The sequence below is a fragment of the Mucilaginibacter terrigena genome, assembly GCF_004168255.1.
Lineage (GTDB): Bacteria > Bacteroidota > Bacteroidia > Sphingobacteriales > Sphingobacteriaceae > Mucilaginibacter > Mucilaginibacter terrigena.
The window spans coordinates 167,632-193,494 of sequence record NZ_SEWG01000003.1 but is presented as its reverse complement, the minus strand read 5'-3'; the positions used below and the strand labels follow the sequence as shown (position 1 = coordinate 193,494).

Here is a 25,863-nt window from a genome sequence, read left to right as displayed (position 1 = left end):
AAATTATGGCAAAAAAGGGAGTTTTACTGGTAAATTTAGGCACACCGGATAGTCCGTCGACAGCGGATGTACGCAAATACCTAAACGAGTTTTTGATGGATGGGCGCGTTATAGACGTTAACCCCGCCTTGCGTACCGTACTGGTAAAAGGGATCATCGTCCCGTTCAGGGCGCCAAAGTCTGCCAAACTTTACCAGGCCATCTGGGACAAGGAAACCGGCTCTCCTTTATTACATTACAGTTTATTACAGCAAGCCGCGTTACAGCAGCGCCTTGGCGATGGCTATGTGGTTGAACTGGCTATGCGTTACCAAAGCCCATCTATCGAAGCGGCCTTACAGCGCTTAAAAGATGCTTTGATAAGCGACATCCAGGTGATTCCCTTGTTCCCGCAGTACGCATCGGCAAGTACGGGATCGGTGCAGGAAAAAGTAATGTACCTAGTAAAGGACTGGCAAACTATCCCTACTATATCGTTCCTTAATTCGTTCCACGATAACGAGCTGATGATCGAAACCTTTGCCGATAACGCGCAAAGACATAACCCCGATAGCTATGACCACATACTGTTCAGCTTTCACGGCCTGCCGCAACGCCAGTTAAAAAAGTGCGACCATACCCACAGCTATTGCCTACAGGCTGATGGCTGCTGCGATGCGTTAAATGATACCAATAAATTGTGCTATTCGGCACAATCGCATGATACGGCAAGGCTGATAGCCGCTAAAATGAACCTGCCGGGGGAGAAATATACCGTTTGTTTTCAATCGCGCCTGGGCAGCGACCCATGGGTGCAGCCCTACACCAGCGAGGTAATTGCCCAATTGGCTAAAGATGGCAAGAAACGCCTGCTGGTATTTTGCCCGGCCTTTGTATCCGACTGCCTGGAAACCGTTTTTGAAGTTACGCACGAATATGGCGACGAATTTAAAGCCCTCGGCGGCGAGCATGTACAATTGGTGGAAAGCTTAAATGCCGAGCCGAAATGGATAGAGGCGCTGGCGGGGATGGTGAGTTAAGAGATTTCAGAAGTAAGAACCAGGGCATTGCTTCCTCCACCGTAATTAACTTTCGTTTTATCTTGCTTCCTGCATCTCACAATCTTGCATCTCCTTCCACTCTCTATCGCTTACAGCAATGACATAGTTTAATAGAAAAGCCCGGTTGCTTGCACAACCGGGCTTTCTTGTATCTTGATTCTTTCGTCTTGACTCTAACTTACACCGTCAGTTTTTTATACCTGATGCGTTTTGGGGTTACATCGCCAACGCGCTTTTTGTGGTTCTCTTCGTAATCGCTGTAGTTACCCTCGAAGAAGTACACCTGCGAGTTGCCCTCAAACGCCAGGATGTGGGTACAAACCCTATCCAGGAACCAGCGGTCGTGGCTGATAATTACCGCGCAACCGCCAAAGTTTTCCAAAGCTTCTTCCAATGAGCGCAAAGTATTTACGTCGATATCATTCGTAGGCTCATCCAACAGCAAAACGTTCGAACCTTTTTTAAGTGTAATAGCCAGGTGCACACGGTTACGCTCCCCACCTGATAGTACACCAACCTTCTTCTGCTGATCGGCACCGTTAAAGTTGAACTTGGATACGTAAGCGCGCGAGTTAAGCGGGCGGTTACCTACCATAATATTATCAAGGCCATCGGTAACGTTTTCCCAAACAGATTTGTTGGGGTCAAGGTCGTCATGCATCTGGTCTACATAACCTAAAGCAACCGTATCGCCAACCCTGAAGGTACCGGCATCCGGTTGGTCCTGACCGGTAATTAAACGGAACAGCGTGGTTTTACCTGCGCCGTTGGGTCCTATAATACCCACAATGCCGGCAGGCGGCAACGAGAAGTTAAGGTTCTCGAACAATACCTTATCGCCATAAGCTTTGGTAACCCCATTTGCTTCGATAACGATATTACCCAAACGCGGGCCGGGCGGGATAAACAACTCCAGCTTTTCTTCCCTTTCCTTTGTTTCTTCGGATGCTAATTTGTCGTAATTTGATAAACGCGCTTTTGATTTGGCATGGCGGCCTTTGGCACCCATGCGTACCCATTCCAGCTCGCGTTCCAGCGTTTTCTGGCGTTTGCTTTCGCTTTTCTCTTCCTGCGCCAAACGTTTCGATTTTTGATCCAGCCATGATGAATAATTTCCTTTCCAGGGTAAACCTTCGCCCCGGTCAAGCTCCAGGATCCATCCGGCAACGTTATCCAGGAAGTACCTGTCGTGCGTTACAGCAATAACGGTCCCTTTATATTGTTTAAGGTGCTGTTCCAGCCAGTCTATCGATTCGGCATCCAGGTGGTTGGTAGGCTCATCCAGTAATAGAACATCAGGTTCCTGTAAAAGCAGGCGGCACAGGGCCACACGGCGGCGCTCACCACCCGATAGTACCGAAATTTTGGTATCCGGCTCGGGGCAGCGCAGGGCATCCATAGCGCGTTCCAGTTTTACATCAAGTTCCCAGGCGTTCACAGCATCAATCTGATCCTGCAATTCGCCCTGGCGGGCCATCAGCTTGTCCATTTTATCGGCGTCGCTGTAATATTCTTCCAGGCCGAATTTTTCGTTGATTTCTTCGTATTCTTTTAAAAGCGCGGTAGTTGCGGCAACACCTTCCTCCACAATTTCCTTAACGGTTTTATCGGGGTCGAGCTCCGGCTCCTGGCTCAGGTAGCCAACGGTATAGCCCGGCGAAAATACCACCTCGCCTATATTGGTTTTATCAATACCGGCAATGATCTTCAGCAACGACGATTTACCTGAACCGTTTAAACCGATAACGCCAATTTTTGCGCCATAAAAAAACGACAGGTAAATATTTTTAAGTACTGTTTTTTGAGGAGGGTAAACTTTGCTTACCCCTGCCATAGAAAATATGATCTTTTCGTCTGCCATTGTTGGTTATAATTTTAGAGGAGACAAATATCATCTAAAAACCTAAATAATGCTACGCTATATAAATATTTTAACCGGCAATTATTATTGGGTAAACAGGGCATTAATTTTTACTTTGCACCATGCAACGCACAATACAATTTGTTTTAAACCATCCTTTTAATAAGGGGCGGGTTATTCCTGCTTTAATAAGGCTCTTTAAATGGCAGCTATTGTCGCGCTTAAATAAACAGCCCGTTGTGCATCAGTTTACGCAGCACAGCAAGCTTTGGGTATGGAAAGGGTTAACCGGCGCTACAGGTAATATCTATTGCGGCCTGCACGAGTTTGAGGATATGGCTTTTTTACTGCACTTATTACGCCCCGATGACCTGTTTATAGATATAGGCGCCAACATTGGCAGTTATACCATGCTGGCAGGTGCCGAGGCTGGTGCCAGCGTAATTGCTGTAGAACCAATTCCACAAACGTTTGAACACCTTACGCAAAACGTCAAACTAAATAACATTGGCAATATGGTTACAGCGCTTAACATCGGCCTTGGCAGTAAAAAAGACATTTTAAAATTCACCCGGACGCATGATACCGGCAACCATGTAGCAACCGATATCGATACTGATGTTGTTAAAGTAAATGTTGATACGCTTGATAATATACTGGAAGGAAAAATACCGCTGTTGCTAAAAATGGATGTAGAAGGATTTGAAACGGAGGTTTTGAATGGCGCGATAAACACGCTTGCAGCCCCCGGGTTAAAAGCGATAATTATAGAACTGAACGGTGCAGGCAAAGCATATGGCTTTAATGACGATGATATACACATGCTGTTACTGCAACATGGGTTTAGTGTAATGGCCTATCATCCCTTTAAAAGAGAACTGGTGGATGCCGGGCGCAATAACACGCACAATACTTTATATATAAGGGATTCTGATTTTGTAAATAGCCGTTTAAAAAACGCCAAAAAGGTGTATGTACAGGGCAGGCCAATATAGCAAAGCCGTGTTATTAACAGGGTGTTTGCAATTTTCACCACAAATTCATCCTGTAATTTGTATCTTTCAATGTAAATCGTTTGGTTTGCTAATAACGTATTTATATACAGCAGGGCTATTTTACCGGCATGCCGTATTGTCATAAACAATGACTAATTGCCCTGCTTTGTTTAATACTTAGCTATTGGTTTAAACTATTTGATACTTAATATATCAAATAATAAAGTTTTAACCGTTAATACTAATAATCAGGCGTTTTGTAGGTTTTAAAAACAAAATCCCACCTATTTAAATTTTAATAAAACAGGCGCTGTATCATTAAATTGTCTGTTTCTGATAAAGCTAAAAAGTTGGCAATATTGTTGATAAATGTTACAACAATCGTCTTGACAGATAAAAACAAATTTATAGATTAGGACGATCATAATCAGAAAGGTATATATGGAAGCTAAATTTTCGCCACGGGTTAAGGATGTGATACAGTACAGCAGGGAAGAGGCGCTACGCCTTGGGCATGATTATATTGGTACTGAGCACCTTTTGCTTGGCCTTATTCGCGATGGCGATGGCGTGGCAATTAAATTATTAAAAGGGCTAACCGTTGATACCGCTAAACTACGCCGCGCCGTTGAAGATGCTGTAAAAGGAACAATTGGCACTAATGTACATATAGGCAGTATCCCGTTAACCAAGCAGGCCGAAAAGGTTTTGAAGATAACTTACCTTGAAGCAAAAATTTTTAAAAGCGATGTGATAGGCACCGAGCACCTGCTGCTTTCTATCCTGCGCGACGAAGATAACATCGCTTCGCAGATACTGATGCAGTTTAACGTAAACTACGAGGTATTTAAAAGCGAAGTGGAAGCCAATAAAAATGATGTTACCGACGAAATGCCGGGCTCATCAACCGGGGGCGACGACGACTTTAAAGAAGACGATTCGTTCACCCAGCCTAAAAAAGTTTCTGACATTAAATCAAAAACTCCGGTACTTGACAATTTTGGCCGCGACCTTACTAAAGCCGCCGAAGAAGGCAAGCTTGACCCCATAGTTGGCCGCGAAAAAGAAATTGAACGCGTATCGCAGATCTTATCGCGCCGTAAAAAGAACAACCCTATCCTGATAGGCGAGCCGGGTGTTGGTAAAAGCGCCATTGCCGAGGGCTTGGCCCTGCGTATTGTGCAGCGTAAGGTATCGCGCGTGTTGTTTAACAAACGGGTGGTTACCCTTGACCTTGCCTCGCTTGTGGCAGGTACCAAATACCGCGGGCAGTTTGAAGAGCGTATGAAAGCCGTGATGAACGAGCTTGAAAAATCGCCAGATGTAATTTTATTTATTGACGAGATCCATACTATTGTTGGCGCAGGTGGCGCATCGGGTTCGCTTGATGCCTCGAATATGTTTAAACCGGCCCTGGCGCGCGGCGAGATCCAATGCATTGGCGCAACTACCCTTGACGAGTACCGCCAGTACATCGAAAAAGATGGCGCTTTAGACCGCCGTTTCCAAAAGGTAATGGTTGAACCGGCCACCCCTGATGAAACTGTTGAGATCCTGAACCGCATTAAAGAAAAATACGAAGAGCACCACGGTGTAACTTATACCGACGAGGCTATCAACGCTTGCGTTAGCTTAACCACCCGTTACATTACCGACCGCTTTTTACCGGACAAGGCTATTGATGCCCTGGACGAATCTGGCTCGCGGGTGCATTTGACCAATATCCACGTTCCGCAGGAAATTTTGGATATCGAGCAAAAGATCGAGCTGATCAAAATAGAGAAGAACAAAGTTGTGCGCAGCCAGAAATACGAAGAAGCGGCCAAACTGCGCGATACCGAAAAGCATTTACTTGAGGAACTTGAACAGGCCAAATCGCTTTGGGAAGCCGAAACAAAATCGAAACGCTACACCGTAACCGAAGATAATGTTGCCGAAGTGGTAAGCATGATGACCGGCATCCCGGTACAGCGTGTGGGCCAGGCGGATAGCGCCAAACTTTTGGCCATGTCTGATACCATTGCAAGCAAAATTATTGGCCAGGAAGATGCTATTAAAAAGCTTACCCGTGCCATACAACGTACCCGTGCGGGATTGAAAGACCCTAAAAAGCCTATCGGCTCGTTCATATTCCTGGGCCCTACCGGCGTGGGTAAAACCGAGCTGGCCAAAGAGCTTGCACGCTTTATGTTTGATACTGAAGACGCGCTGATACAAATTGATATGAGCGAGTACATGGAGAAATTCGCGGTATCGCGTTTGGTGGGCGCCCCCCCGGGCTATGTAGGCTACGAAGAAGGCGGGCAGCTTACCGAAAAGGTACGCCGCAAACCATACGCTGTTGTATTGCTGGATGAGATTGAAAAAGCTCACCCTGATGTATTTAACATATTGCTACAGGTGCTTGACGAAGGCCAGCTGACCGACTCGTTGGGCCGTAAGGTTGATTTCAGGAACACCATCATCATCATGACATCCAACATCGGCGCACGCCAGCTGAAGGATTTTGGCCAGGGTGTAGGCTTTACCACTGCTGCAAAAACAACACAGGCCGATGCCCACTCGCGTGGTGTGATAGAGAACGCTTTAAAGCGCGCTTTCGCTCCCGAGTTTTTGAACCGTATTGATGATGTGATCGTGTTTAACTCATTAGGTAAGGACGAGATCTTCAAGATCATCGACATCGAGTTGGGCTTCCTGTTTGGCCGTGTAAACAGCCTGGGTTACAAGATCGAGCTTACCGAAGCTGCCAAAGAGTTCATCGCAGAAAAAGGTTACGATTCGCAATTTGGTGCAAGGCCGCTTAAACGCGCCATCCAGAAATACCTGGAAGACCCAATTGCCGAAGAGATACTTAAAGGCGAACTGACCGAAGGCGATACCCTGATGGTTGACTACGACAAAGAAGCCAACGAAATAAAGGTTATCGACAAAAAGAACGAAGCCAAACCCGAAGAAGAGGAACAAAAATAATTCTTTGGAATAGAGGATAAATTTAATGCCCGCTTGTATTGCAAGCGGGCTTTTTTTGTGGAATATTTATCAATGGAACTTATTATATATTTGTGTATGATAATATCTAAACTTAAAATACCTGTTTTTGGTATTGTACTTTTTACGTGTGTATTGTTAACTACTAAAGTAAATTCATCTGCTTGCGAACAACAGGCTGTTATTGAACAAAAGCAAATTCAAGGCTTATGGAAAGCATTTAAAGATGAATTTAGATTTGACGGTACTGAAAACACTATGAATTTGTTTATACCAATGATTATTGAAGTAAAAGACAGCTTACTAAGGCGGAGTAATAAAAATGAGTTCATGGGGTATCAGCTTAAAGAAAACATGATCCTTTGGAGCCGGTCTGGCAAAATCGATACTGGTATAATTAATAAGATAACGAAAAAAGAATTTACGATAACCTGGATAGACAAAGCGAACTTCACGAGATATTATTATAAAAAATAGTAATAGCTTGGCCACTTATATACATATCGAAATGTAAATGAGCAGGTTATTATCAGAGTGCGACCCTAAAACTATTTTTACATCAGGCGTACTATATCATGGATGGCAAGCCGCAGCCACAGTTTTGTTTCGTTCAACAAACTGGATATGATTTGGCTGGTAACCCAAGCTATACTCAAAAAGGAAAAATTAAAGGATGCGGTAATTAAACTATCATGAAAGCACTTATCTGCATTTTATTATTTATTATCTGCTTCAACAAAGCTGGGGCACAGCATAAGCTTTCGTCTAAAGAAAGGTATACTATTTATATTGAAAAAAGCGATACAGCAAATAAAACACTAAAGCCAACTCAGTTTAAATTTGTCGTTCAGGACGATACCGGTCGCAATTACACCCTATACGAATTGGTTATTAATGGTGTAAGGCTTCGCAATACCAATATTGTTACACCATTTATTGTTGAGGTAGCGCCTAACCAACGCTATTTTATTAAGTGTGTAGCTATGTTATATGAAAGTGTTTATTTACCTCCGATAAATATAGTGAATGGGGAAACTGTTGCTGTAAAGATCATTTTAAAGGCCGATGAAACCCCTATTAAGGATTAGATAAATAGTTTCAAAACAGCACAGTCACTTTTTTTAGGAACAGAGGCGGAAAAATAATGCAATATATTGAAAACGACCACATCAATACTTTTTTTTCTTGCCTGTGTAAGCTTTTTGTCTATCGCGCAAAAACCAAAAAGTGAAATAGATGAAACGCAAATAACACAAACCTGGTAAGGCTTGGTCAAACTAATACAGCTTATTAGCAATATGTTAATTGCTTCTTAATGCCTAACTTCCTTCCTTTTCGGCTCCCTTAGTGGCGGCCAATAATCTATGGGCAAAAGTTCGGCTATGCGGGTTATGCCCCAGCTGTATCTGAAAAAAGCCCCCGTAGGGTTTAAGATGGTTCCGTTTAGATCGAAAAATACATTTTTGTCAATAAAATCGATACTGCCTATTTGCCGGTGGTTACCATATGCCAAATTAAGGTTGTAAAAGTGCATTACACCCGGCGGGTAATAAAAAACGTCCAGGTCTACCGGGTAATTGATGGCGTATACCCCCCTCTTATCGGTTTTGTAAATATAATTTGCTACATGCAAAGTATCGTACCTGGGTATCAAATAACTTGTGCTATCGCCTGTTTGGGTTATTAACCTCCTTTTATGGTCACTCGTTACCCTTTCAACAAATTTGATGCAAAATGGCCTTACAACAAAGTCCGAATCTGCCTTATCGGCTAATATCGCACGCAAAAAATGCGTGGGCGAGCCATAATAAACCCTGTTCCGGTTCGCCTCCCATTTGTCTTTTTGCTCTGCGGTCCCCTCTATTTCCTCAAACAAGGCAAAACCTTCATACTTCATGTTAAGGGCATCTTCATCCAGCACAAAATTATTGAGCAGGTATTTTAGTTTATAACCCAGCGCGTTGTTCTCTATCTCCAAAAAATCGTCGGTACTGGCGGTAAGTATGTGTTCGCGCTTGCTAAAAGTAAGCTTCAAAATTTCGGGGTTAAGTATTTTGCAATCGCGCCAAAACAGCGCCCTTCCCAAAAATTGCTCTTTAAACATCCGCAATTTGCGGGCACGCTTAGGATCTTTGCCACCTATAACCACCTCTTTCATCATCATGGTTTTGGGCAGCATTTTAATATCCGGGATAATCATCGCGCCATTTACCATAATGATTTCGCGGTAGGTTTCGTAACCTATTACACTTACAACCAAATCGTATTGGCCGGGGCTTAACCTGTAAAGCGTAAAAGTGCCATTATCGGCAGATTTGGTACCAATAGTTGCGTTATTTAAAAACACGCTGGCATCCGGGATGGGCTTGCCATCTACAGTATTTATAACTTTCCCTTTAATGGTTAACTGTGCAAAACAATACAGCGGTAGTAAGAATAATAGCAGGCACAAGTACTTCATGCGTAAGTTTATATATAAATATACAACTACTTTTCTTCGGGGGTGTAATCCACGGGTAACATTTCTGCCACCCTGCTTTTGCCCCAGTTGCCTTCAAAAGTTACAGCTGCAGGGTTTATGATCACTCCATTTGTATCAAACAACGTGTAAGGCTCTACAAACGATAATATGGTTGTTAAATAATTAGGCATATTTAAAGGCCGGTAAGTACTGTTATACCGGTCGTCGTCGCGCTTTTTGGTGTACATCACATACAGGCAGTCGGGAAACTTTAACGCGAATATTCCCCTGTTATCGGTAAGTTTGGTAAAGTCGGTAACCTCTAAAGGTACGTTTACTAAAGTTTGAATATACTTATCGTTAAGGCCGGTGTATGCCGGGTTAGGCTTTCTTATTAACCTTAGCACTTTAAAACCATAATTAGGCATGTTGTTACCCACAATGGCTCTTAAAAACTGCATCGATGAACCTTCATAAACCTGTTTACGGTTTTTCTTCCAACGGGCTTTTTCCTTAGCCGAGCCTTTCATTTCCTGGAATAAGGCCGAACCTTCGTAATATACGAGGTTGATCTTCCCATCTTTTAAAAACTTGGTGAGCAGGTATTTAATGTGATAACCCAAAGCCTTGTTATCGATCTCCAGGAAATCATATGATGAACCTGTTAAAGTACGCGTTGATTTATCGTATTCCAGGTCTACCATTCCCGGGTTCAGTATCACACACTTCAAAGCTATGGAAGATGTTCCCAAAAACTCCTGTTTAAAAGCGTCGTAGTTTCTTTCCCAGTTCGGGTCGGGCATTATATTAACTTCTTTTAAAACTAATGTTTTAGGGATTAGCTTAATATCAGGCAAACTAATACTCCCGCCCGCTGCCAACACCGCCTGCCGGTATGTTTCATAGCCTATTACTGTAACTACCAGTTCGTACTGGCCGGGCTTTACATTACGTAATATAAAAGTACCATCGCCTGCAGATTTATTGCCTACAGTCGCGTTGCTTAAAAATACACTGGCATCGGCCACAGGGCTTTTATCAGTACCGTTAATAATTTTGCCACTTATGCTTATTTGTGCAAAACAAGCAAAGGGTGTAAAAAGCAACATCAATAAAAACCTTTTCATTAAAATAAATTTAACTAATAAGTTAGTTAATTAAACCTTTTTCTAAAACTTTGTTCTTATGTATATATAAATACATTGTAATAACGTTATGATAGGGTTCATAACCGGTTTATGATTCATAAAAACAATTTATCACATGAAAAAACTATTATCTATCCTGTGCGTGTCGGTTATTTTACTAACAGCCGCATCATGTAAAAAAGAAACCATTATTGGCCCAAGTAACAACTTTACGGTTGTTAAAACTGTACAATCGGATGATTGGTCGGCTTATGATGCAAACACTTTAAAAGTAGACCTGAACGTACCGGAACTTGACAATGATTACAACGAGAGCGGCGCTGTATTGGTTTATATCTCTTACGGGAACGATGACCCATGGGAGCAGATCCCCGAAACTTTCGATGGCGAAGCCTTTAGCTTTACCCACGAACCGGGCCATGTAACCCTGTACAAACAAAGATCGAGCGGCGCGGGTTCGCCAAACGATACCGACCCGATATTTGTAAAAATTGTATTAATAGATTCGCAGCAATAATCCTGTATATCTGTTAAAACAGAAAGGCCTCCGGATATCCGGAGGCCTTTCTGTTTTTGAATATTATTGCCTGCTAAAAAGCAGCGCCAAATTACTTTTCCATTTGCTCTATCACCGCGGCAGTAACCCCGGTGAACGAGAAACCGCCATCGTGAAACAGGTTTTGCATGGTAACCATTTTGGTCAGGTCGCTAAACAGGCTCACGCAATAGTCGGCGCACTGGTTAGCATCTGCATTACCCAGCGGACTCATTTTTTCAGCGTAGTTGATAAAGCCATCAAAGCCTTTTACGCCACTGCCTGCGGTAGTACGGGTTGGCGATTGCGATACCGTGTTGATACGTACATGCTTTTTAACACCATACTGGTAACCAAAATTGCGGGCAATGCTTTCCAGGTACGCCTTGTTATCGGCCATATCGTTATAATCAGGGAATACACGCTGTGCCGCAATGTAAGTAAGCGCCACTACCGATCCCCACTCGTTTATGGCATCAAGCTTCATGGCCGTTTGCAGCACACGGTGAAAACTTAGTGCAGATATATCCAGGCCCTTATGGGTAAATTCGTAGTTATTATCAGTATAAGCGATGCCTTTGCGTACGTTAACGCTCATGCCTATCGAGTGCAGCACAAAATCAACACCGCCGCCAAAATGTTCCATGCTCTTGGTGAACAGGTTGGTTACATCCTCGTTGCTGGTTACATCCGCCGGGATAACAGGGGCATTACATTCCTCTGCAAGTTTATTCAGTTCGCCCATGCGCAATGCAAGCGGCGAGTTGGTTAAAACTATTTCGGCGCCTTCTTCGTGGCAGCGTTGCGCCACTTTCCAGGCTATTGATTGCTCGTTAAGCGCACCAAAAATAATTCCCTTTTTACCTTTTAATAAATTGTAAGCCATTGTTTTTAGTTTTATGAGTGGGGCAAAGTTATGTTTTATTTACGATTTTAGAATTACGATTTTAGATTGACCTGACTATCGTATTTACTGTACTTAAGTTTTAAACTTTGCACAATCGTAAATCTAAAATCGTAAATCGTAAATTCTTAAGTGTTCAAAAGTTCCCTCGCGTTTTGCAGCGCGCTTTCGCCGGGGTTATCGCCACTTAGCATTTTGGCGATTTCGGTTATGCGTTCGGTATCGCTGAGTTTTTTGATGCGGGTTTTGGTGATAGCTTCGCTGTCGTCCTTATAAACAAAGTAATGGCTTTTACCCTTGCCGGCAATTTGCGGCAGGTGGGTTATGGTTATAACCTGCAGGTTTTGCGCCAGGCGCTCCATCACCTGCCCTACTTTGTTGGCAACCTCGCCACTTACGCCTGTATCTATCTCATCAAAAATAATGGTTGGCAGCGCGGTGTACTCTGCAATGATAGATTTGATGCTCAGCATAAGCCTGCTTAACTCACCACCCGATGCTACTTTGCTCATATCGGCCAAGGCATGCCCTTTATTTGCCGAAAACATAAATCGGATGGTATCGATACCGTTAGGCCCAAGCATCCCTGCATTTTCTGCTCCCCCTTTAGGGGGCTGGGGGGCTTGCTCTATTTCTAATATCGAATTTGCCATACCCATCTCCGTAAGATTTGCCAAAACTTTATCCTGTATCACCGGGATAGCTTTGGTACGATTAGCCGATAGCTCTTTAGCAATGCCTTCCAGTTCCAGTTTATCGGCCGCTATCTGCTTTTGCAGTTTTTCTACCGCCTCGTCGCCAAACACCGCCTGCTGGATCTTGTCGCTCAGGTCATTCTGTATATCCAGCAATTCCTGGTTATTATTAACGCGGTGCTTTTTTTGCAAATTATACAAAAGGCTTAAACGCGTATTAACTTCTTCGGCGCGGGCTTCGTTAGTGAAGGTGCGCTGTTCCAGGTTTTCCAGTTCGGCAGCAATGTCCTTTAACTCTATCAAGGTGCTTTTGAGGCGCTCGTGCAGGTCTTCTACATCAGGGTTATACCTTTCTATAGTCGATAGCTGCTGCCCGGCCTCGCGCAGTTGTATAATAGCCGATGTTTCACCCTCGTGCATCAGGTAATGGGCACCAAGCAGGTTGCGTTTTATTTCCTCGGCATTGGTTAGGGTGGCCAGTTCTTTTTCCAGTCCCTCCTGCTCATCGGCAGCAATGCCGGCCTTTTCCAATTCATCAAACTGAAACTGGTAGTAATCAAGGTCGGCTTTGGCCTTATCGTTATCGGCTATCAGTTGCTGCAAAGCCGCAAGCGATTTTTTATAAGACCGGTATTTTGCCCGGTACCCGGCAAGCAGATCATGATGACCCGCAACGCCATCTACCACCAATAACTGAAACTCAGGGTCGTTTATTTCGTAGGTGGCATGCTGCGAGTGGATGTCTATCAGCTTCTCGCCAAGTTGTTTAAGGGTGGTAAGGTTAACCGGTGTATCGTTCACAAACGCGCGCGATTTGCCATCGGCCGAGATCTCGCGGCGCAGTACGGTTTCGCCTTCGTAATCCAGGTCGTTATCCTCAAAAAAGGTATTCAGCTGAAAGCCTGTAATTTTAAAAGCGCCTTCTATCACACATTTTTTTTGCTGATTGAAAAAGTAACGGCTCTCGGCCCGTTGCCCCAAAATAAGCGACAAGGCCCCTAAAATGATAGATTTACCCGCGCCGGTTTCGCCGGTAAGTATATTTAACCCCTTATCAAAGTTGATCTCCAGGTTATCAATCAACGCGTAATTTTGTATGGTTAGCTTTTGAAGCATAAAAAAAGTATCCCCTTTTTTGAGGATACTAAATTACTAATTTTAATAGGATTTGTATTGGTGAATGGCTGATTAAGTTATCCCGGTAGCTATCGGGAGGCGGGTATTTACAAAAACCATTACCCGGCATTAAACAAACACCCGCTCAACAAACACTAATTGCTTTTAACTTGTCCGGCCTCGGCTTTTTCAGGCTGCTCCGCTTTCTCGTTCCGGTTATTATTGTCGTTATTATTATTGTTGTCGTTATCGTTGTCATTGTCGTAATTCCAGTTCCTGGCCTCATCAGGGTGTGTTTTACGGTACTCGGCAAGTTTCTTTTTAAACTCCGGCGATTGGGTGTACGCCCTTAGTTTGGCAGATGCTTCGCGCAATAGTTGCTGCTCTTTTTTAACTTCGGGGTTACCCTGGTAATTGCGCATCTTTTCGCCAAGGCGGCGCATTTGCTCCTGCTTTTGCTTTACATCAGGGTTATCAAATGCTACGCGCATGTCTGCGCTGGCGGCACGCATCTGCTCCTGTGCTTTACGCATATCGGGGTTATCAAAACGGGCGCGCATTTGTTCGCCCAGTTCGCGCATTTGTTTGGTAGCCTGTTTTATTTCAGGGGTTAGGGTAGCATCTACCTCGGCCTGGTATTTTTTGTAGTTATCGTCCCTGTCGTCGTGGAAATCGCGGCTCCTGATACCGTATTTTTTCATCAACTTATCATTGGTCGCTTTAAACTCGGGCGAGTTAAAGTATTTCTCCATTTGCTTGCCCAGGCCTTCCATTTGTTTGCTAAGCTGATCTGTGCCCTCCTCTTTTCCGGCGTAGAGTTTATTAAATTCGGCCGCGGCTTTTTCCTGGGCAGCAGTTGCCTGTTTAATTTTGTCGCTATCGTAAAAAGCGCTTACTTCATCACCCAGTTTGCTCATCTGGTCGCTTTGTGCTTTAAATTCGGGGCTATCAAAGTGTTTACTAACAGCATTGGCGTGTTTTTCAACCTCCTTGCTCAGGCGTTCCAGTTCAGGGTCCTGCATACCAATGGTGTAATGGTAGTCGTAAGTTTTTCTGTAATTGGTGTTATACTTAGCGTCCTTTTGTGTTTTATACTTGACTTTTGCCATTTCCGGCGCTTTAACATTCATTTTAACTTTAGCCTTAACCGCCTTACCGGCTTGCGCGGCTTTTTTGGCAGGTACCGTATCGGTAGCCATTAAACCTTCAATTGTTGGTGTTATCGCTTTTAAGGATATTTTACCTTGTGCTATCTGGGGATTAAGCATCGCTAAGCTGCCAACAGCTATGGTTAGTATAAGCATGGCCAGTAATGTTGGCCGTACGCTTGGGATTTGTTTTTTTGTTTTCATGATTCTTTCAATTCGATTTAATAATTGGTACTTTTTGCCGGTTACAGCCAGCGCTAACTGTAACTCGTTTTGGCGATTTTGCTCTAACTTAAATAAAGCTTTTGCATATATAACAGGGTTTTGAGTAGCGTGCACAACTAAATCGTCGCAGCTGTTCTCGCGCTCTTCGCCTATTATTTTATTGATAAGTAACACGCACGGATTAAAAAATAACAACGTGGTTATAACTTGCTGCAGCAGGTTAATAAGGTAGTCGTTACGTTTAATATGAGCCAGTTCGTGCAGTAATATGGCTTCAATTTCTTCGGCACCCAGGTAGGTTGACAAGGTGAGCGGCAATAATATCACCGGCTTTAAAAACCCTACTATACAGGGCACATCAACCATTTGGCTAAAGCCCACTTTTACCTTCCTGGTGATGTTTAATTTTTTAGCAAAGCTGCCTATTTGTTGCTGCAGCTGTACCCCAAGGCTCATGGTGCGTTTAATGGTGCGGATCTTTTTATGGGCCAAAACTATCCTTGCCATGTTTAATAACAGACCGGCAACATATATTGCGGTTACATAGGGCAGGTACTCTTCTATACTATAATAGTAACGTATGGTTTGCTCGTTAAACTGGCGGATGTTGGCAGGCAGATCAATCATAACGGGCATATTGGCCAGGTTGGCGGGTTTTGTCAGCCAGTCGTAGATCCGGATCTCGTGCACCAGCGTATAAGCAAACCAACCGGTAATGGCCACTAAGCTACTTACCGCCAGCATATATTTTGTTGATGCCGGTAGCCTGCCTGCAATAAGCAGCGCAACCCTTAGCAGGAAATAGATAAGCAGCCCCTGCCATAAAGAGTGGATAATGGTTATCCCTAAAATCTGGCTAATGTTGTACAATATGTTTTCCATAACGTTAAATTCTAAAAGCTAAATACTAAATAAGCTTCAACTAAACTCTACTCACAATTAACTACTCACCACTCTCAAACTGTTTCAGGTAATCCTTTATCGCGTCTATCTCGTCCTTCGACGCGCGGTGCTGGCCAAGGGCCTGTATCACCAGGTCAGATGTCGATCCTTTAAACACGGTTGATATAATTTTATCAAGCGCGCCCTGCTGTGCCTGCCCGCGGGTTATTAATGCTTTGTATAAATGGGTTTTGGCGTTTGTATCGCGCTCAACCAAACCTTTTTCGTGCATTATCTGCATCAGTTTAAGGGTGGTGGTGTAGCCCGAGTCTTTGCTCTTTGCAAGTTCCTCGTGCACATCGCGTACGCTGCATTGCCCCTTTTTCCAAATCACCTGTAATATTTCCAGCTCGCTTTCTGTCGGTTTCAAATCCATGATATAAAAGTTATACGAATTTCTTCGTACAAATATGTACGATAGTTTTCGTATATCAAAATTTATTTTAAAATATTTTTCATCAGGTTATAAATAATAGACGTAGCGAGTTTAAAAACGTTACAGGTAGCGCATATATTCCTAAGAAATAACGAGGCCAATGTCATTTATTACCTAACATTCCCCGCTTAGCTTTTTGCGGCTTATATTTGCATAAACATTTAATTATGGAAATTTTTGCGCTGGGCGAAGGCTCTTATTCGGTTGATGCCACAAAAAAGTTCATCCCTTTTAACCCCGAAACCGACAGTAAAAAAGACCGGCCCGGTTCGCTGTTTATCCATGTGAACCCATTCCTGATAAAAACCGCTGCCGACCTGATCGTACTGGATGCAGGGCTTGGTTATAAAGACACCCGCGACGAGCTTTTATTGCATCAGCACATTCGCAATGCCGGTTTCGACCCGGACGATGTTACTTTGGTGCTGATGTCGCACCTGCATTACGATCACTCGGGTGGTTTGGTTGTAGAGCGAAATGGCCAACTGGAGCCGAGTTTCCCGCAGGCTAAACATGTTATCCAACGGCAGGAATTTGATTTCGCCCTAACCGGTTCTTCAACATCGTACCATAAGGAAATTTTTGAGGCCTTAAAAAACAAGGCCGATATTGATTTTGTTGAAGGCAGCGGCGAATATAAGCCGGGTATTAAATATGAGCTATCTGCCGGGCACAGTAAATACCACCAGGTGTTTTGGATAGATACAGAGAGGCAAAAAGTATTTTTTGGGGGCGATGAATTACCCGAACCTGAGCAGTTAATAAGAAAGTTTGTAGCTAAATACGATTATGATGGTCATAGAGCTGCAGAGTTACGCATACAATACGGAAAAAAAGCTGCTGCCGAAGGATACACATGTTTATTTTACCACGCAAGGGCAACGGCAATAGGTACGGTTAATTACCGGGACGAAGTGTTTACAGTAAATGCTGTTTAGTTTGAAGATACTCCAAAAAGCTCTTTTATTTTTTCCACATTTAGTGGTTTCGATATAAAATCTTTCACTAAAGGGTAAGATCGGGCCTTGTTGATATCGTTACTAAACACCGAGGATGAAATGATATAGATCTTGCTTTTACCAAGCGGGTCCAGGTTCAGGCGCTTGTACTCGTCTAAAAACTCCCAGCCGTTCATAATCGGCATATTGATATCCAGCAGGATGTAGTCGGGCAATTTTTCAGGGTCTTTACGCTGAATATCAGCCAGTTGATCGATCGCAAATTTACCATTAAGGCAAGCCATAATATCAGAATTGGTCAAGGCCTTCTTTATCAATTTTATCGAGATAAAGTTGTTTATTTCATCGTCATCAACCAATAAAACACTTACTGTTTTGTCGTTATTAAGGCTCATATATACTTTATACGGAAATTCATTTTAAAAGGTTATATTCCTACAGGTTGTAACGATACGTTTTTTACAATGTTTTTGCAACACAACAGTTAAAATAACCTGCTTTATAGATATCCATATAAGTAAGTTGTTACAACCTGATCAAATATATGTATATACATACGAATTTTTGTGATTCAGATTTGCAAATTTGTTAGGGTATACCAGCTTTGGAGTAACAACCACAATAACTCGAAATTTACATTTATCATTCTGAGCATAGCGAAGAATCTGATCGCCGCCATACCGGGTGGTGGTACAAGTTCAATAATAGATGCTTCACTATGTTCAGCATGACAAGGCAGAGAACAAAAAAAGCGACGGGTTTTATCCATCGCTTTTAAATTATTCATCTGCACATCCGCACATCTGCACATTTATTCACGTTCCGTACTCCGGTGTGGTAACTTCGCTTTCTTCAAACTCGTAATCGGTAAGCGGCGGGCACGAGCAGATCAGCGTCCTGTCGCCATAGGTATCATTCACCCTGCCTACTGATGGCCAGAATTTATAAGCCGCAACATATGGCAGCGGGTAAGCTGCTTTTTGGCGGGTGTACGGGTGCTCCCACTCGTTTCCGGTAATTACGGCTGGCGTGTGCGGCGCGTTTTTCAGCGGGTTATCCGTTTTATCAGATATGCCTTTTTCAACGTCCTCAATTTCACCTCGGATAGAGATCATGGCATCGCAGAAACGGTCAAGCTCGTGCTTAGGCTCAGATTCGGTTGGTTCGATCATCACCGTACCTGCAACCGGGAACGATACTGTTGGCGCGTGGAAGCCATAATCCATTAAGCGTTTGGCAATATCCACCACTTCTACACCGTATGCTTTAAACGAGCGGCAGTCAAGGATCATTTCGTGCGCGCAGCGGCCGTTTGCACCGGTGTACAGCACGTTATAATGATCTTTTAAACGCGTTTTAATATAGTTAGCGTTAAGGATAGCGTAACGGGTGGCATTGGTTAAGCCATCGGCACCCATCATAGCGATATAGGCGTGTGATATGATCAGTATAGAAGCAGAACCCCATGGCGCGGCAGATACCGCGTGGATGGCCTTACCATTATCAATATCAACCACAGCATGGCCCGGCAGGTAAGGTACCAGGTGCTTTGCTACGCCGATTGGCCCCATGCCCGGGCCACCGCCACCGTGCGGGATACAGAAGGTTTTGTGCAAGTTGAGGTGGCAAACATCGGCGCCAATATTAGCCGGACTTGTTAAACCTACCTGCGCGTTCATATTAGCGCCGTCCATGTAAACCTGGCCGCCATTGGAATGGATTATCTCGCAGATCTCGATGATGCTTTCTTCGAACACCCCATGGGTTGATGGATAAGTTACCATCAGGCACGAAAGTTCGTTTTTGTATTGCTCGGCTTTAGCTTTCATATCGGCAACGTCGATGTTACCGTTATCGTCGCATTTAACAACCACAATTTTCATCCCGGCCATAGCCGCCGATGCAGGGTTAGTGCCGTGTGCCGACGAAGGGATCAGCGCAATGTTACGGTGATGGTCGCCCCTATCATTATGATAAGCACGGATAACCATTAAACCGGCGTACTCGCCTTGCGCGCCCGCGTTTGGCTGTAAGCTCATGGCTGCAAAGCCGGTGATCTCGCTCAGCCATTTGTTCAGTTCATCAAACAGCTGCATGTAGCCGCCAACCTGGTCGGTTGGTGCAAAGGGGTGCATCTTGCTAAACTCGGCCCATGTAACCGGTACCATTTCGGTAGTCGCGTTCAGCTTCATGGTGCACGAACCCAGGGCTATCATCGAGTGGCAAAGCGAAAGGTCTTTTGCTTCCAGCGATTTGATATAACGCAGCATCTCATGTTCCGAGTGGTGCGAGTTGAATAAAGCGTGGGTAAGGTAAGCAGATGTACGCTGCAGTTCGGTTGGGATAATGCCCTCTACATTTGCTTTCAGCGTTTCAAAGTTCGAATCTGCTAATGTTTTACCCTTAACCTTGGCAAAAAAGCGTACAATGGTTTTGATATCCTCCGGCGAGGTAGTTTCGTCGATAGAGATAGTAGCCGTAGTGCCTTTGTAGTTTAGGTTAAGCTCGTTGTTTAAAGCTTCGGATTTTACCGGGTCGGCTAATGCGCCAAGCTCAACTTTAAGGGTATCAAAGTAGCTATCGTTCAATTGCTCGTAACCAAGTTCGGTTAATGAATTAGCCAATAAAACGGTTAACCCGTGGATGCGCTCGGCAATCAGTTTTAAGCCCTGCGGGCCATGGTACACGGCATACATCCCGGCCATAATAGCCAGTAAAGCCTGCGCTGTACAAATATTGGAAGTTGCTTTATCCCTACGGATGTGCTGCTCGCGGGTTTGCAAAGCCATACGCAATGCGTAATTGCCAGCGCTATCGATGGTTACACCGATAATACGACCGGGGATAGAGCGTTTGTATTCTTCTTTGGTTGCAAAAAATGCCGCGTGCGGGCCACCAAAGCCCATTGGTACGCCAAAACGCTGGGTACTGCCTACTACAATGTCCGCGCCCCACTCGCCCGGAGGGGTAAGCAGGATAAGGCTCATGATATCGGCGACTACGGTTAGCTTAATATTTTTTTCGTGCAGGGCATTAGCGAAACCAGTATAGTTATACACCTCTCCGTTACCGGCAGGGTATTGTACCATAGCACCGAACATATCGTCGGTTAGCTGCGCGGTGCGGTGGTCGCCAATTTGCAGTTTTATACCGTAAGGCTCGCTGCGGGTCTTTAAAATATCAATGGTTTGCGGGAACACTTCTTCGGATACGAAGAAAATGTTTGCCGCATTGTTTTTACGTAAGCTGTACTGCATAAACATCGCCTCGGCAGCAGCTGTACCTTCATCCAGTAAGGACGCGTTGGCTATTTCCATCCCGGTTAAATCGATAACCATGGTTTGGAAGTTTAACAAAGCCTGTAAGCGGCCCTGTGCTATCTCGGCCTGGTAAGGGGTGTATTGGGTATACCATCCGGGATTCTCCAGGATGTTGCGCTGGATAACACCCGGTACAATTACATCATAGTAACCCTGGCCGATGTACGATTTAAACACCTTGTTTTTTGAAGCTGTTTGCTTAAGCGTATTCAGGTAATCGAACTCGCTTTTGGCGGGCGGCAGGTTCAGCGGGTTCTTCAGCCTTATTTTTGCCGGTACGGTTTCGTTTATTAACTCATCAAGCGAATTTACACCGATAGTTTTAAGCATTTTATCAGTATCGGCCTGGTTTGGCGCTATGTGCCTTTGCTGGAATTTTTCCTGGTAATCTACGTTCAGCTTCATTGAAATTTATGTCCCTTAAAATTTAGGGCAAAGGTACAATTTACCTGATGAATAACAATCAGGTAATACGATTTGACACTGGTTTTACTTAATAAAATATCTACCTTTATCCTCCCCGATATTATCATGCTTGTTAAGAAATTTTTACTATTTATTACCCTACTACTTCTTAGCTCCCAACTGTTATTCGCAGATACTTTTACGGTTACCAGCAATGCTGATAGCGGCCCCGGCACCCTGCGCGAAGCCTTAACATTGGCCGCTGCAAATGGCAGCGCAGTTAAAGATTATATTGTTTTTAATATACCCAGCCTAACTGAGGCGGGCAGGACGATCTTGTTACGCACCGACTTGCCTTATGTTAGTTCGGATGTCGTGATAGATGGTACTACACAGCCCGGCGCAGGCTTCGGGGTAAGTAATTCAAAGATCAAAATAACGGTGAACAGGCAGCAATTCCGTACCGCGCAGATCGTGGATCACGCGTGCAGCGCCGCCCTTTTTATACTCAACGCGCAAAACGTTGAAATTTATGGCTTATACATCACCAATTTTTACGCGTTAACAAGTATTTATGGTTATGATGCAACCCCCGGCGCCGCTATATACTTATCCAATACAAAAAACACAAAAATTGGCGCACCCGGCAAAGGAAATGTTCTGTTCGATAACGAATATGGAATAGCGGGAGGTTTTTTTGGCGACGGGCAGAATAGTTTTGTGGAGGTAAAGGGTAACTTTATTGAATGTGATGCAGATGGAAAATCAGTTTCAACGGTATCGTATACCGTTAATTCGGGTATATGGGTTTATGCCAGCGATGTTTTAATTGGCGGCGACCTGCCCGGCGACCGAAACTATTTAGGGTACTGCAATAACATCATCAACACCGGCGGCAATAATTATTCGATCATCAATAATTACATCGCGGTGGATTATTTCAACAATGCGCAATTAAATGAGGATGGCGTTACGGTTAGCGGCCATGTAAATGTTGGCGGCGATAATTTACTTTTCCGCAATAATGTGTTTAGCTATATGTTAATGACCGTTAGCGCCAAAAACTTTAAGATGTACAGCAATACGGATAAAGGCCCCGCACCTAATCGAAACCCCATTATAGAGATCCGCTACGCCGAGAATGGAATAATTGGAAGCGACGACATTACCGAGATAAATTCCATAACGGGCAACCCGTTTTCATCGGCTATTGCCGCCTATTCATCAAAAAATATAAGGATACTTAAAAACAGCATTATTTGCAGCGATTACGCCTATTATACTGACGACCCGGCAGCCCCTAAGATTGCGATAATTGTAAACAATGATACAGAGCTTTCCGGTACGGCTACACCCAACTCCTTAGTATATATTTATGAAGATAACCGCGACTGCCCTGTGTGCAGCCCTGTTCAATTTTATACAACCACAGCTGCCGACGCCGCCGGGAACTGGAAAATAACCGGCAATTTTGTTAATAAAAAATGGGTTGCCAATACAACACTACAGCAAACATCATCAGAGTTTACGCAACCCCGCTTCCCATATTTCGACAACAGTAACAGCACTGTTAAAAACCCTACCTGCGGTGCAAATAATGGCTCTATCGCTATCTCGAAATATAAATACATCCTTAATATTAAATGGTTTAATGAGAATGATGAAGAGGTGGGCCAGGGAAATAATGTGGGCAATTTAAAGCCCGGCACTTACTATGCCATTGGCTACAACGGCAACTGCTCTGCCCGGTCAGATCCTTTTACTTTATATGATATACACCCTGTTATATTTGATGGCTCCAAAAAAATAGTGAACCCATCGTGTGGCGCTGGCGGCTCTATAAAAGGTTTATTTGCATCAACCAACTCGCAAAATACCGCATCATATACCTGGGCCGAAAAAATTGCAGGTACGGTTGGGAACACCATAGACATTGAAAACCTGCCGGCCGGTGAATATACTTTAACCGTAACAGACGATGTTACCCACTGTACAGCACAATACGGCCCTATTACACTTACCAATACATCCGGCCCGCAGATAAACCAATCATCGTACGTTACATCGCCAAGCAGCTGCAGTACGGCTTCGGGGGCAATACATGGTATAACCGCAGCCGGTACCAATGTTAAATACAGCTGGAAGAACGAGGCAATGACAGAAGTGGGTACCTCTGCTGATCTGGACGGGGTACCGGCGGGTAATTATACTTTAACAGTTACCGACGATAGCAATTGCGGGCCGGTAACCTCTTCCCCTGTTGAGATACTTAGCGTAAGCGACATCAGCATAAACACCGATACCAAAAATGTACAGGATGCGCATTGCGATAATCCCGATGGTTCCATTACCGGCATAACCGTTACCGGTACCGGCACTTATTTATGGACCAATGAGCAAGGCACCGGGTTTGGAAATGATATTAACCTTACAGGAGCACCTGCTGGTAAATATAAGCTTACTGTTACCAGCGCCGGCTGCCCGCCGGTTTCAACTGAACTTATTGAGATAAAAAGCGTTAACGGTGTATCGTTAGACCTGACAGAGATAAATGTGGTATCTACCACTTGCGAAAAAAATAATGGATCGATAAAGGGTTTGCAAACCATAAATGCCACAAGCGTTGAGTGGCGAAGAAAATCGGATAATGCTTTTGTAGCGGGCACACTTGATATTATTAACCAACCTGCAGGCAATTATGTATTAACTATCAAAAACGCCACCTGCAGCAAATCGTACGATTTTACCATAGAGCAGCTGCCAACAATCGTTTTCCCCGATTTTGCACCTGTATACACCAAATCGTGCGCGGCGTTTGGCACGGGCACCATTACCCTTAATACCGGCGCAGGCGAGCAGCCCGTGGCCTACCGCTGGGTTAACAGCGAGGGTACGCGGGTTGGTTATACCAATAAGGCGGAGTTTTTGCCGGCGGGCGATTACAAGCTTTATCTTACAGATAAAAACGGATGCGAAAATTTTTATAAGGATTACCACGTTGATGCTTATCCCAACTTTAACATAACTTATGGCAGCATTACACAGGCGCAATGCGGCGTAAGCACAGGCAGCGTATCGGCTACCCTGGTAAGCGGCGGCACCTCAAATTACACCTACCAATGGCTGGATGGCAACCGCGACCCTATACCCGGTAAAAATCAACCATCGATAGATAATTTAGCGCCGGGCACATACACCCTGCGCATTACCGATGGCGGCTGCAATTTAGCGGAGCCCGAATTTACTATTACCGATGTTTCTGTAGACCCGCCTACACCATCTGTTACCAATATTGACCGCTGCAGCGCCGGCACAGCGGTTATTACTGTAAACGATGCTTACCCAACCGCTAAATACCGCCTTTACGAAACCGCCACAAGCGCGCAGCCAATTGATGAGCAGCAGGGCGGTAAATTTACGGTAAGCGTAACCGAAAGCAAAACTTACTATGTAAGCCTTACTTATGGCACCTGCGAAAGCCTGCGTGCCGAAGTTAAAGTATTGCTTGGCAGCATTACCAGCGGGATACCCAACACCTTTACGCCAAATGGCGACGGCACAAACGATTTTTGGAAAATAAAAGGGATAGAAAATTATACCAACGGTACCGTAAGCGTATTTAGCCGCGATGGGCAACTGGTTTTCCAATCTAAGGGATATGCCGTACCTTTTGATGGCACGCGTAACGGCAAGCCATTACCGGCAGGTGTATACTATTACATCATCGACCTGAAAAGCTGCGACCTGATAACGGGCAACCTCACTATTTTGCGTTAGGCCAACTTACCAAGATACATCTGGATAGTATTCTCTAACCCATAATACAGGGCATCGCTGATAAGCGCGTGGCCTATGCTTACCTCATCAAGCGCCGGGATGTTTTGGGCGAAATACTGCAGGTTCTGCAGGTCGAGGTCGTGGCCGGCGTTTATACCCAGGCCAAGCTTATGGGCAGCTTCTGCAGCTTTAATGTAAGGGGCTATGGCATCTTCCTTATTTACGGCGTAATTGTGCGCGTAGGCTTCAGTATAAAGTTCAATACGATGGGTACCGGTGGTGGCGGCGGCCTCTACCATTTCAACAACCGGGTCTACAAATATGGATACACGGATACCGGCGTTTTTAAACACCGCGATGATCTCTTTTAAATATTGCTGATTAGCTATAGTATCCCAGCCATGGTTTGATGTTATCTGCCCCAAAACATCGGGCACAAGGGTTACCTGCTCGGGCTGGCTGGCCAGTACCAGGTCAATAAATTTTTGCTCCTGACAATTACCCTCGATGTTAAACTCGGTGGTTACAATTTTCTTCAGATCGAAAACATCCTGGTAGCGGATATGCCTTTCATCGGGCCGGGGGTGTACCGTTATACCTTCCGCGCCAAAGCGTTCGCAATCTTTAGCAACCTGTACTAAGTTAGGGTTATCGCCGCCGCGCGAGTTACGCAGGGTGGCTATTTTATTGATATTGACAGATAATCGGGCCATAGTTGCAGATGTTTAAGGCAAATATCACTATTACATCAGTAACAATAAAACATATTTATGATTGTGTTTATTTCCTGCAGTCGCCCGGCTGGAGCCGGGCGACAATTATTATGAGGCCGCCTGCCGCCAACTTACACGCTGCGGCGTCCCGCCGCAGCGTGTAAGTTGGCGGCCGGCTGGAGCCGAGCGACT

The 25,863-nt window shown here is 44.5% G+C and carries 18 protein-coding genes; 8 read left to right on the top strand and 10 right to left on the bottom strand.

Features of this window, described 5'->3' with window-relative positions; translation table 11 throughout:
- Window positions 1-5: 5 nt before the first annotated feature.
- Complete coding sequence (hemH, locus tag EWM62_RS07975; protein WP_129876142.1) at window positions 6-1,019, top strand: ferrochelatase; 1,014 nt, start codon at window positions 6-8, stop codon at window positions 1,017-1,019.
- A gap of 199 nt (window positions 1,020-1,218) precedes the next feature.
- Here the strand turns inward: hemH and ettA are convergent, their stop codons facing one another.
- On the bottom strand, window positions 1,219-2,901 hold the full coding sequence (ettA, locus tag EWM62_RS07970) for an energy-dependent translational throttle protein EttA (RefSeq protein WP_129876141.1): 1,683 nt from the start codon (window positions 2,899-2,901) through the stop codon (window positions 1,219-1,221).
- Window positions 2,902-3,023: 122 nt separating this feature from the next.
- On the opposite strand from ettA, the gene EWM62_RS07965 reads away from it, so the two are divergent.
- The 4 genes from EWM62_RS07965 to EWM62_RS07950 all read left to right on the top strand — a co-directional run bounded on the left by EWM62_RS07965 (window position 3,024) and on the right by EWM62_RS07950 (window position 7,975).
- Window positions 3,024-3,896 (top strand): FkbM family methyltransferase, encoded by an 873-nt coding sequence (locus EWM62_RS07965; RefSeq protein WP_129876140.1) that lies wholly within the window; start codon window positions 3,024-3,026, stop codon window positions 3,894-3,896.
- A gap of 441 nt (window positions 3,897-4,337) precedes the next feature.
- A complete protein-coding gene (locus EWM62_RS07960; protein WP_129876139.1) occupies window positions 4,338-6,869 on the top strand; it encodes an ATP-dependent Clp protease ATP-binding subunit in 2,532 nt (843 codons plus the stop codon).
- Window positions 6,870-6,965: 96 nt separating this feature from the next.
- Window positions 6,966-7,364: a hypothetical protein gene (locus EWM62_RS07955; protein ID WP_129876138.1), complete on the top strand. Its 399-nt coding sequence runs from the start codon at window positions 6,966-6,968 to the stop codon at window positions 7,362-7,364.
- Between the two features lie 215 nt (window positions 7,365-7,579).
- Window positions 7,580-7,975: a hypothetical protein gene (locus EWM62_RS07950; RefSeq protein WP_129876137.1), complete on the top strand. Its 396-nt coding sequence runs from the start codon at window positions 7,580-7,582 to the stop codon at window positions 7,973-7,975.
- A 224-nt stretch (window positions 7,976-8,199) separates the two neighbouring features.
- On the opposite strand, the gene EWM62_RS07945 is transcribed toward EWM62_RS07950, so the two are convergent.
- Window positions 8,200-9,348, bottom strand: a complete 1,149-nt coding sequence (locus EWM62_RS07945) for a carboxypeptidase-like regulatory domain-containing protein (protein ID WP_129876136.1) — start codon at window positions 9,346-9,348, stop codon at window positions 8,200-8,202.
- Between the two features lie 26 nt (window positions 9,349-9,374).
- A complete protein-coding gene (locus tag EWM62_RS07940; RefSeq protein WP_129876135.1) occupies window positions 9,375-10,475 on the bottom strand; it encodes a carboxypeptidase-like regulatory domain-containing protein in 1,101 nt (366 codons plus the stop codon).
- 136 nt (window positions 10,476-10,611) lie between these two features.
- Between EWM62_RS07940 and EWM62_RS07935 the strand changes: the two genes are divergently transcribed.
- Window positions 10,612-11,013 carry a hypothetical protein gene (locus tag EWM62_RS07935; RefSeq protein WP_129876134.1) on the top strand — a complete coding sequence of 134 codons (402 nt, stop codon included), beginning with the start codon at window positions 10,612-10,614 and terminating at the stop codon, window positions 11,011-11,013.
- A gap of 91 nt (window positions 11,014-11,104) precedes the next feature.
- Here EWM62_RS07935 and EWM62_RS07930 read toward each other — a convergent pair whose 3' ends face one another.
- The 4 genes from EWM62_RS07930 to EWM62_RS07915 all read right to left on the bottom strand — a co-directional run bounded on the left by EWM62_RS07930 (window position 11,105) and on the right by EWM62_RS07915 (window position 16,437).
- Complete coding sequence (locus EWM62_RS07930) at window positions 11,105-11,917, bottom strand: enoyl-ACP reductase FabI (protein ID WP_129876133.1); 813 nt, start codon at window positions 11,915-11,917, stop codon at window positions 11,105-11,107.
- Window positions 11,918-12,063: 146 nt separating this feature from the next.
- Entirely contained in the window at window positions 12,064-13,746 is a 1,683-nt protein-coding gene (gene recN, locus EWM62_RS07925; protein WP_129876132.1) for a DNA repair protein RecN, read from the bottom strand.
- Between the two features lie 155 nt (window positions 13,747-13,901).
- Entirely contained in the window at window positions 13,902-16,001 is a 2,100-nt protein-coding gene (locus EWM62_RS07920) for a M56 family metallopeptidase (RefSeq protein ID WP_129876131.1), read from the bottom strand.
- 61 nt (window positions 16,002-16,062) lie between these two features.
- A complete protein-coding gene (locus EWM62_RS07915; protein ID WP_129876130.1) occupies window positions 16,063-16,437 on the bottom strand; it encodes a BlaI/MecI/CopY family transcriptional regulator in 375 nt (124 codons plus the stop codon).
- A gap of 227 nt (window positions 16,438-16,664) precedes the next feature.
- Here EWM62_RS07915 and EWM62_RS07910 point away from each other — a divergent pair, with 227 nt between their 5' ends.
- Window positions 16,665-17,435: an MBL fold metallo-hydrolase gene (locus EWM62_RS07910; protein WP_129876129.1), complete on the top strand. Its 771-nt coding sequence runs from the start codon at window positions 16,665-16,667 to the stop codon at window positions 17,433-17,435.
- Here EWM62_RS07910 and EWM62_RS07905 read toward each other — a convergent pair.
- Together EWM62_RS07905 and gcvP are read right to left on the bottom strand one after the other, a co-directional pair.
- Entirely contained in the window at window positions 17,432-17,851 is a 420-nt protein-coding gene (locus EWM62_RS07905; RefSeq protein WP_129876128.1) for a response regulator, read from the bottom strand. The genes EWM62_RS07910 and EWM62_RS07905 overlap by 4 nt on opposite strands.
- A 420-nt stretch (window positions 17,852-18,271) precedes the next feature.
- Window positions 18,272-21,181, bottom strand: coding sequence for an aminomethyl-transferring glycine dehydrogenase (gene gcvP, locus EWM62_RS07900; RefSeq protein ID WP_129876127.1), 2,910 nt, complete (start codon window positions 21,179-21,181; stop codon window positions 18,272-18,274).
- A gap of 126 nt (window positions 21,182-21,307) precedes the next feature.
- Here gcvP and EWM62_RS07895 point away from each other — a divergent pair, with 126 nt between their 5' ends.
- On the top strand, window positions 21,308-24,958 hold the full coding sequence (locus tag EWM62_RS07895) for a gliding motility-associated C-terminal domain-containing protein (RefSeq protein WP_129876126.1): 3,651 nt from the start codon (window positions 21,308-21,310) through the stop codon (window positions 24,956-24,958).
- Here EWM62_RS07895 and EWM62_RS07890 read toward each other — a convergent pair.
- Window positions 24,955-25,671: a pyridoxine 5'-phosphate synthase gene (locus EWM62_RS07890; protein ID WP_129876125.1), complete on the bottom strand. Its 717-nt coding sequence runs from the start codon at window positions 25,669-25,671 to the stop codon at window positions 24,955-24,957. The two genes, EWM62_RS07895 and EWM62_RS07890, sit on opposite strands and share 4 nt — an antisense overlap.
- Window positions 25,672-25,863 lie beyond the last annotated feature (192 nt).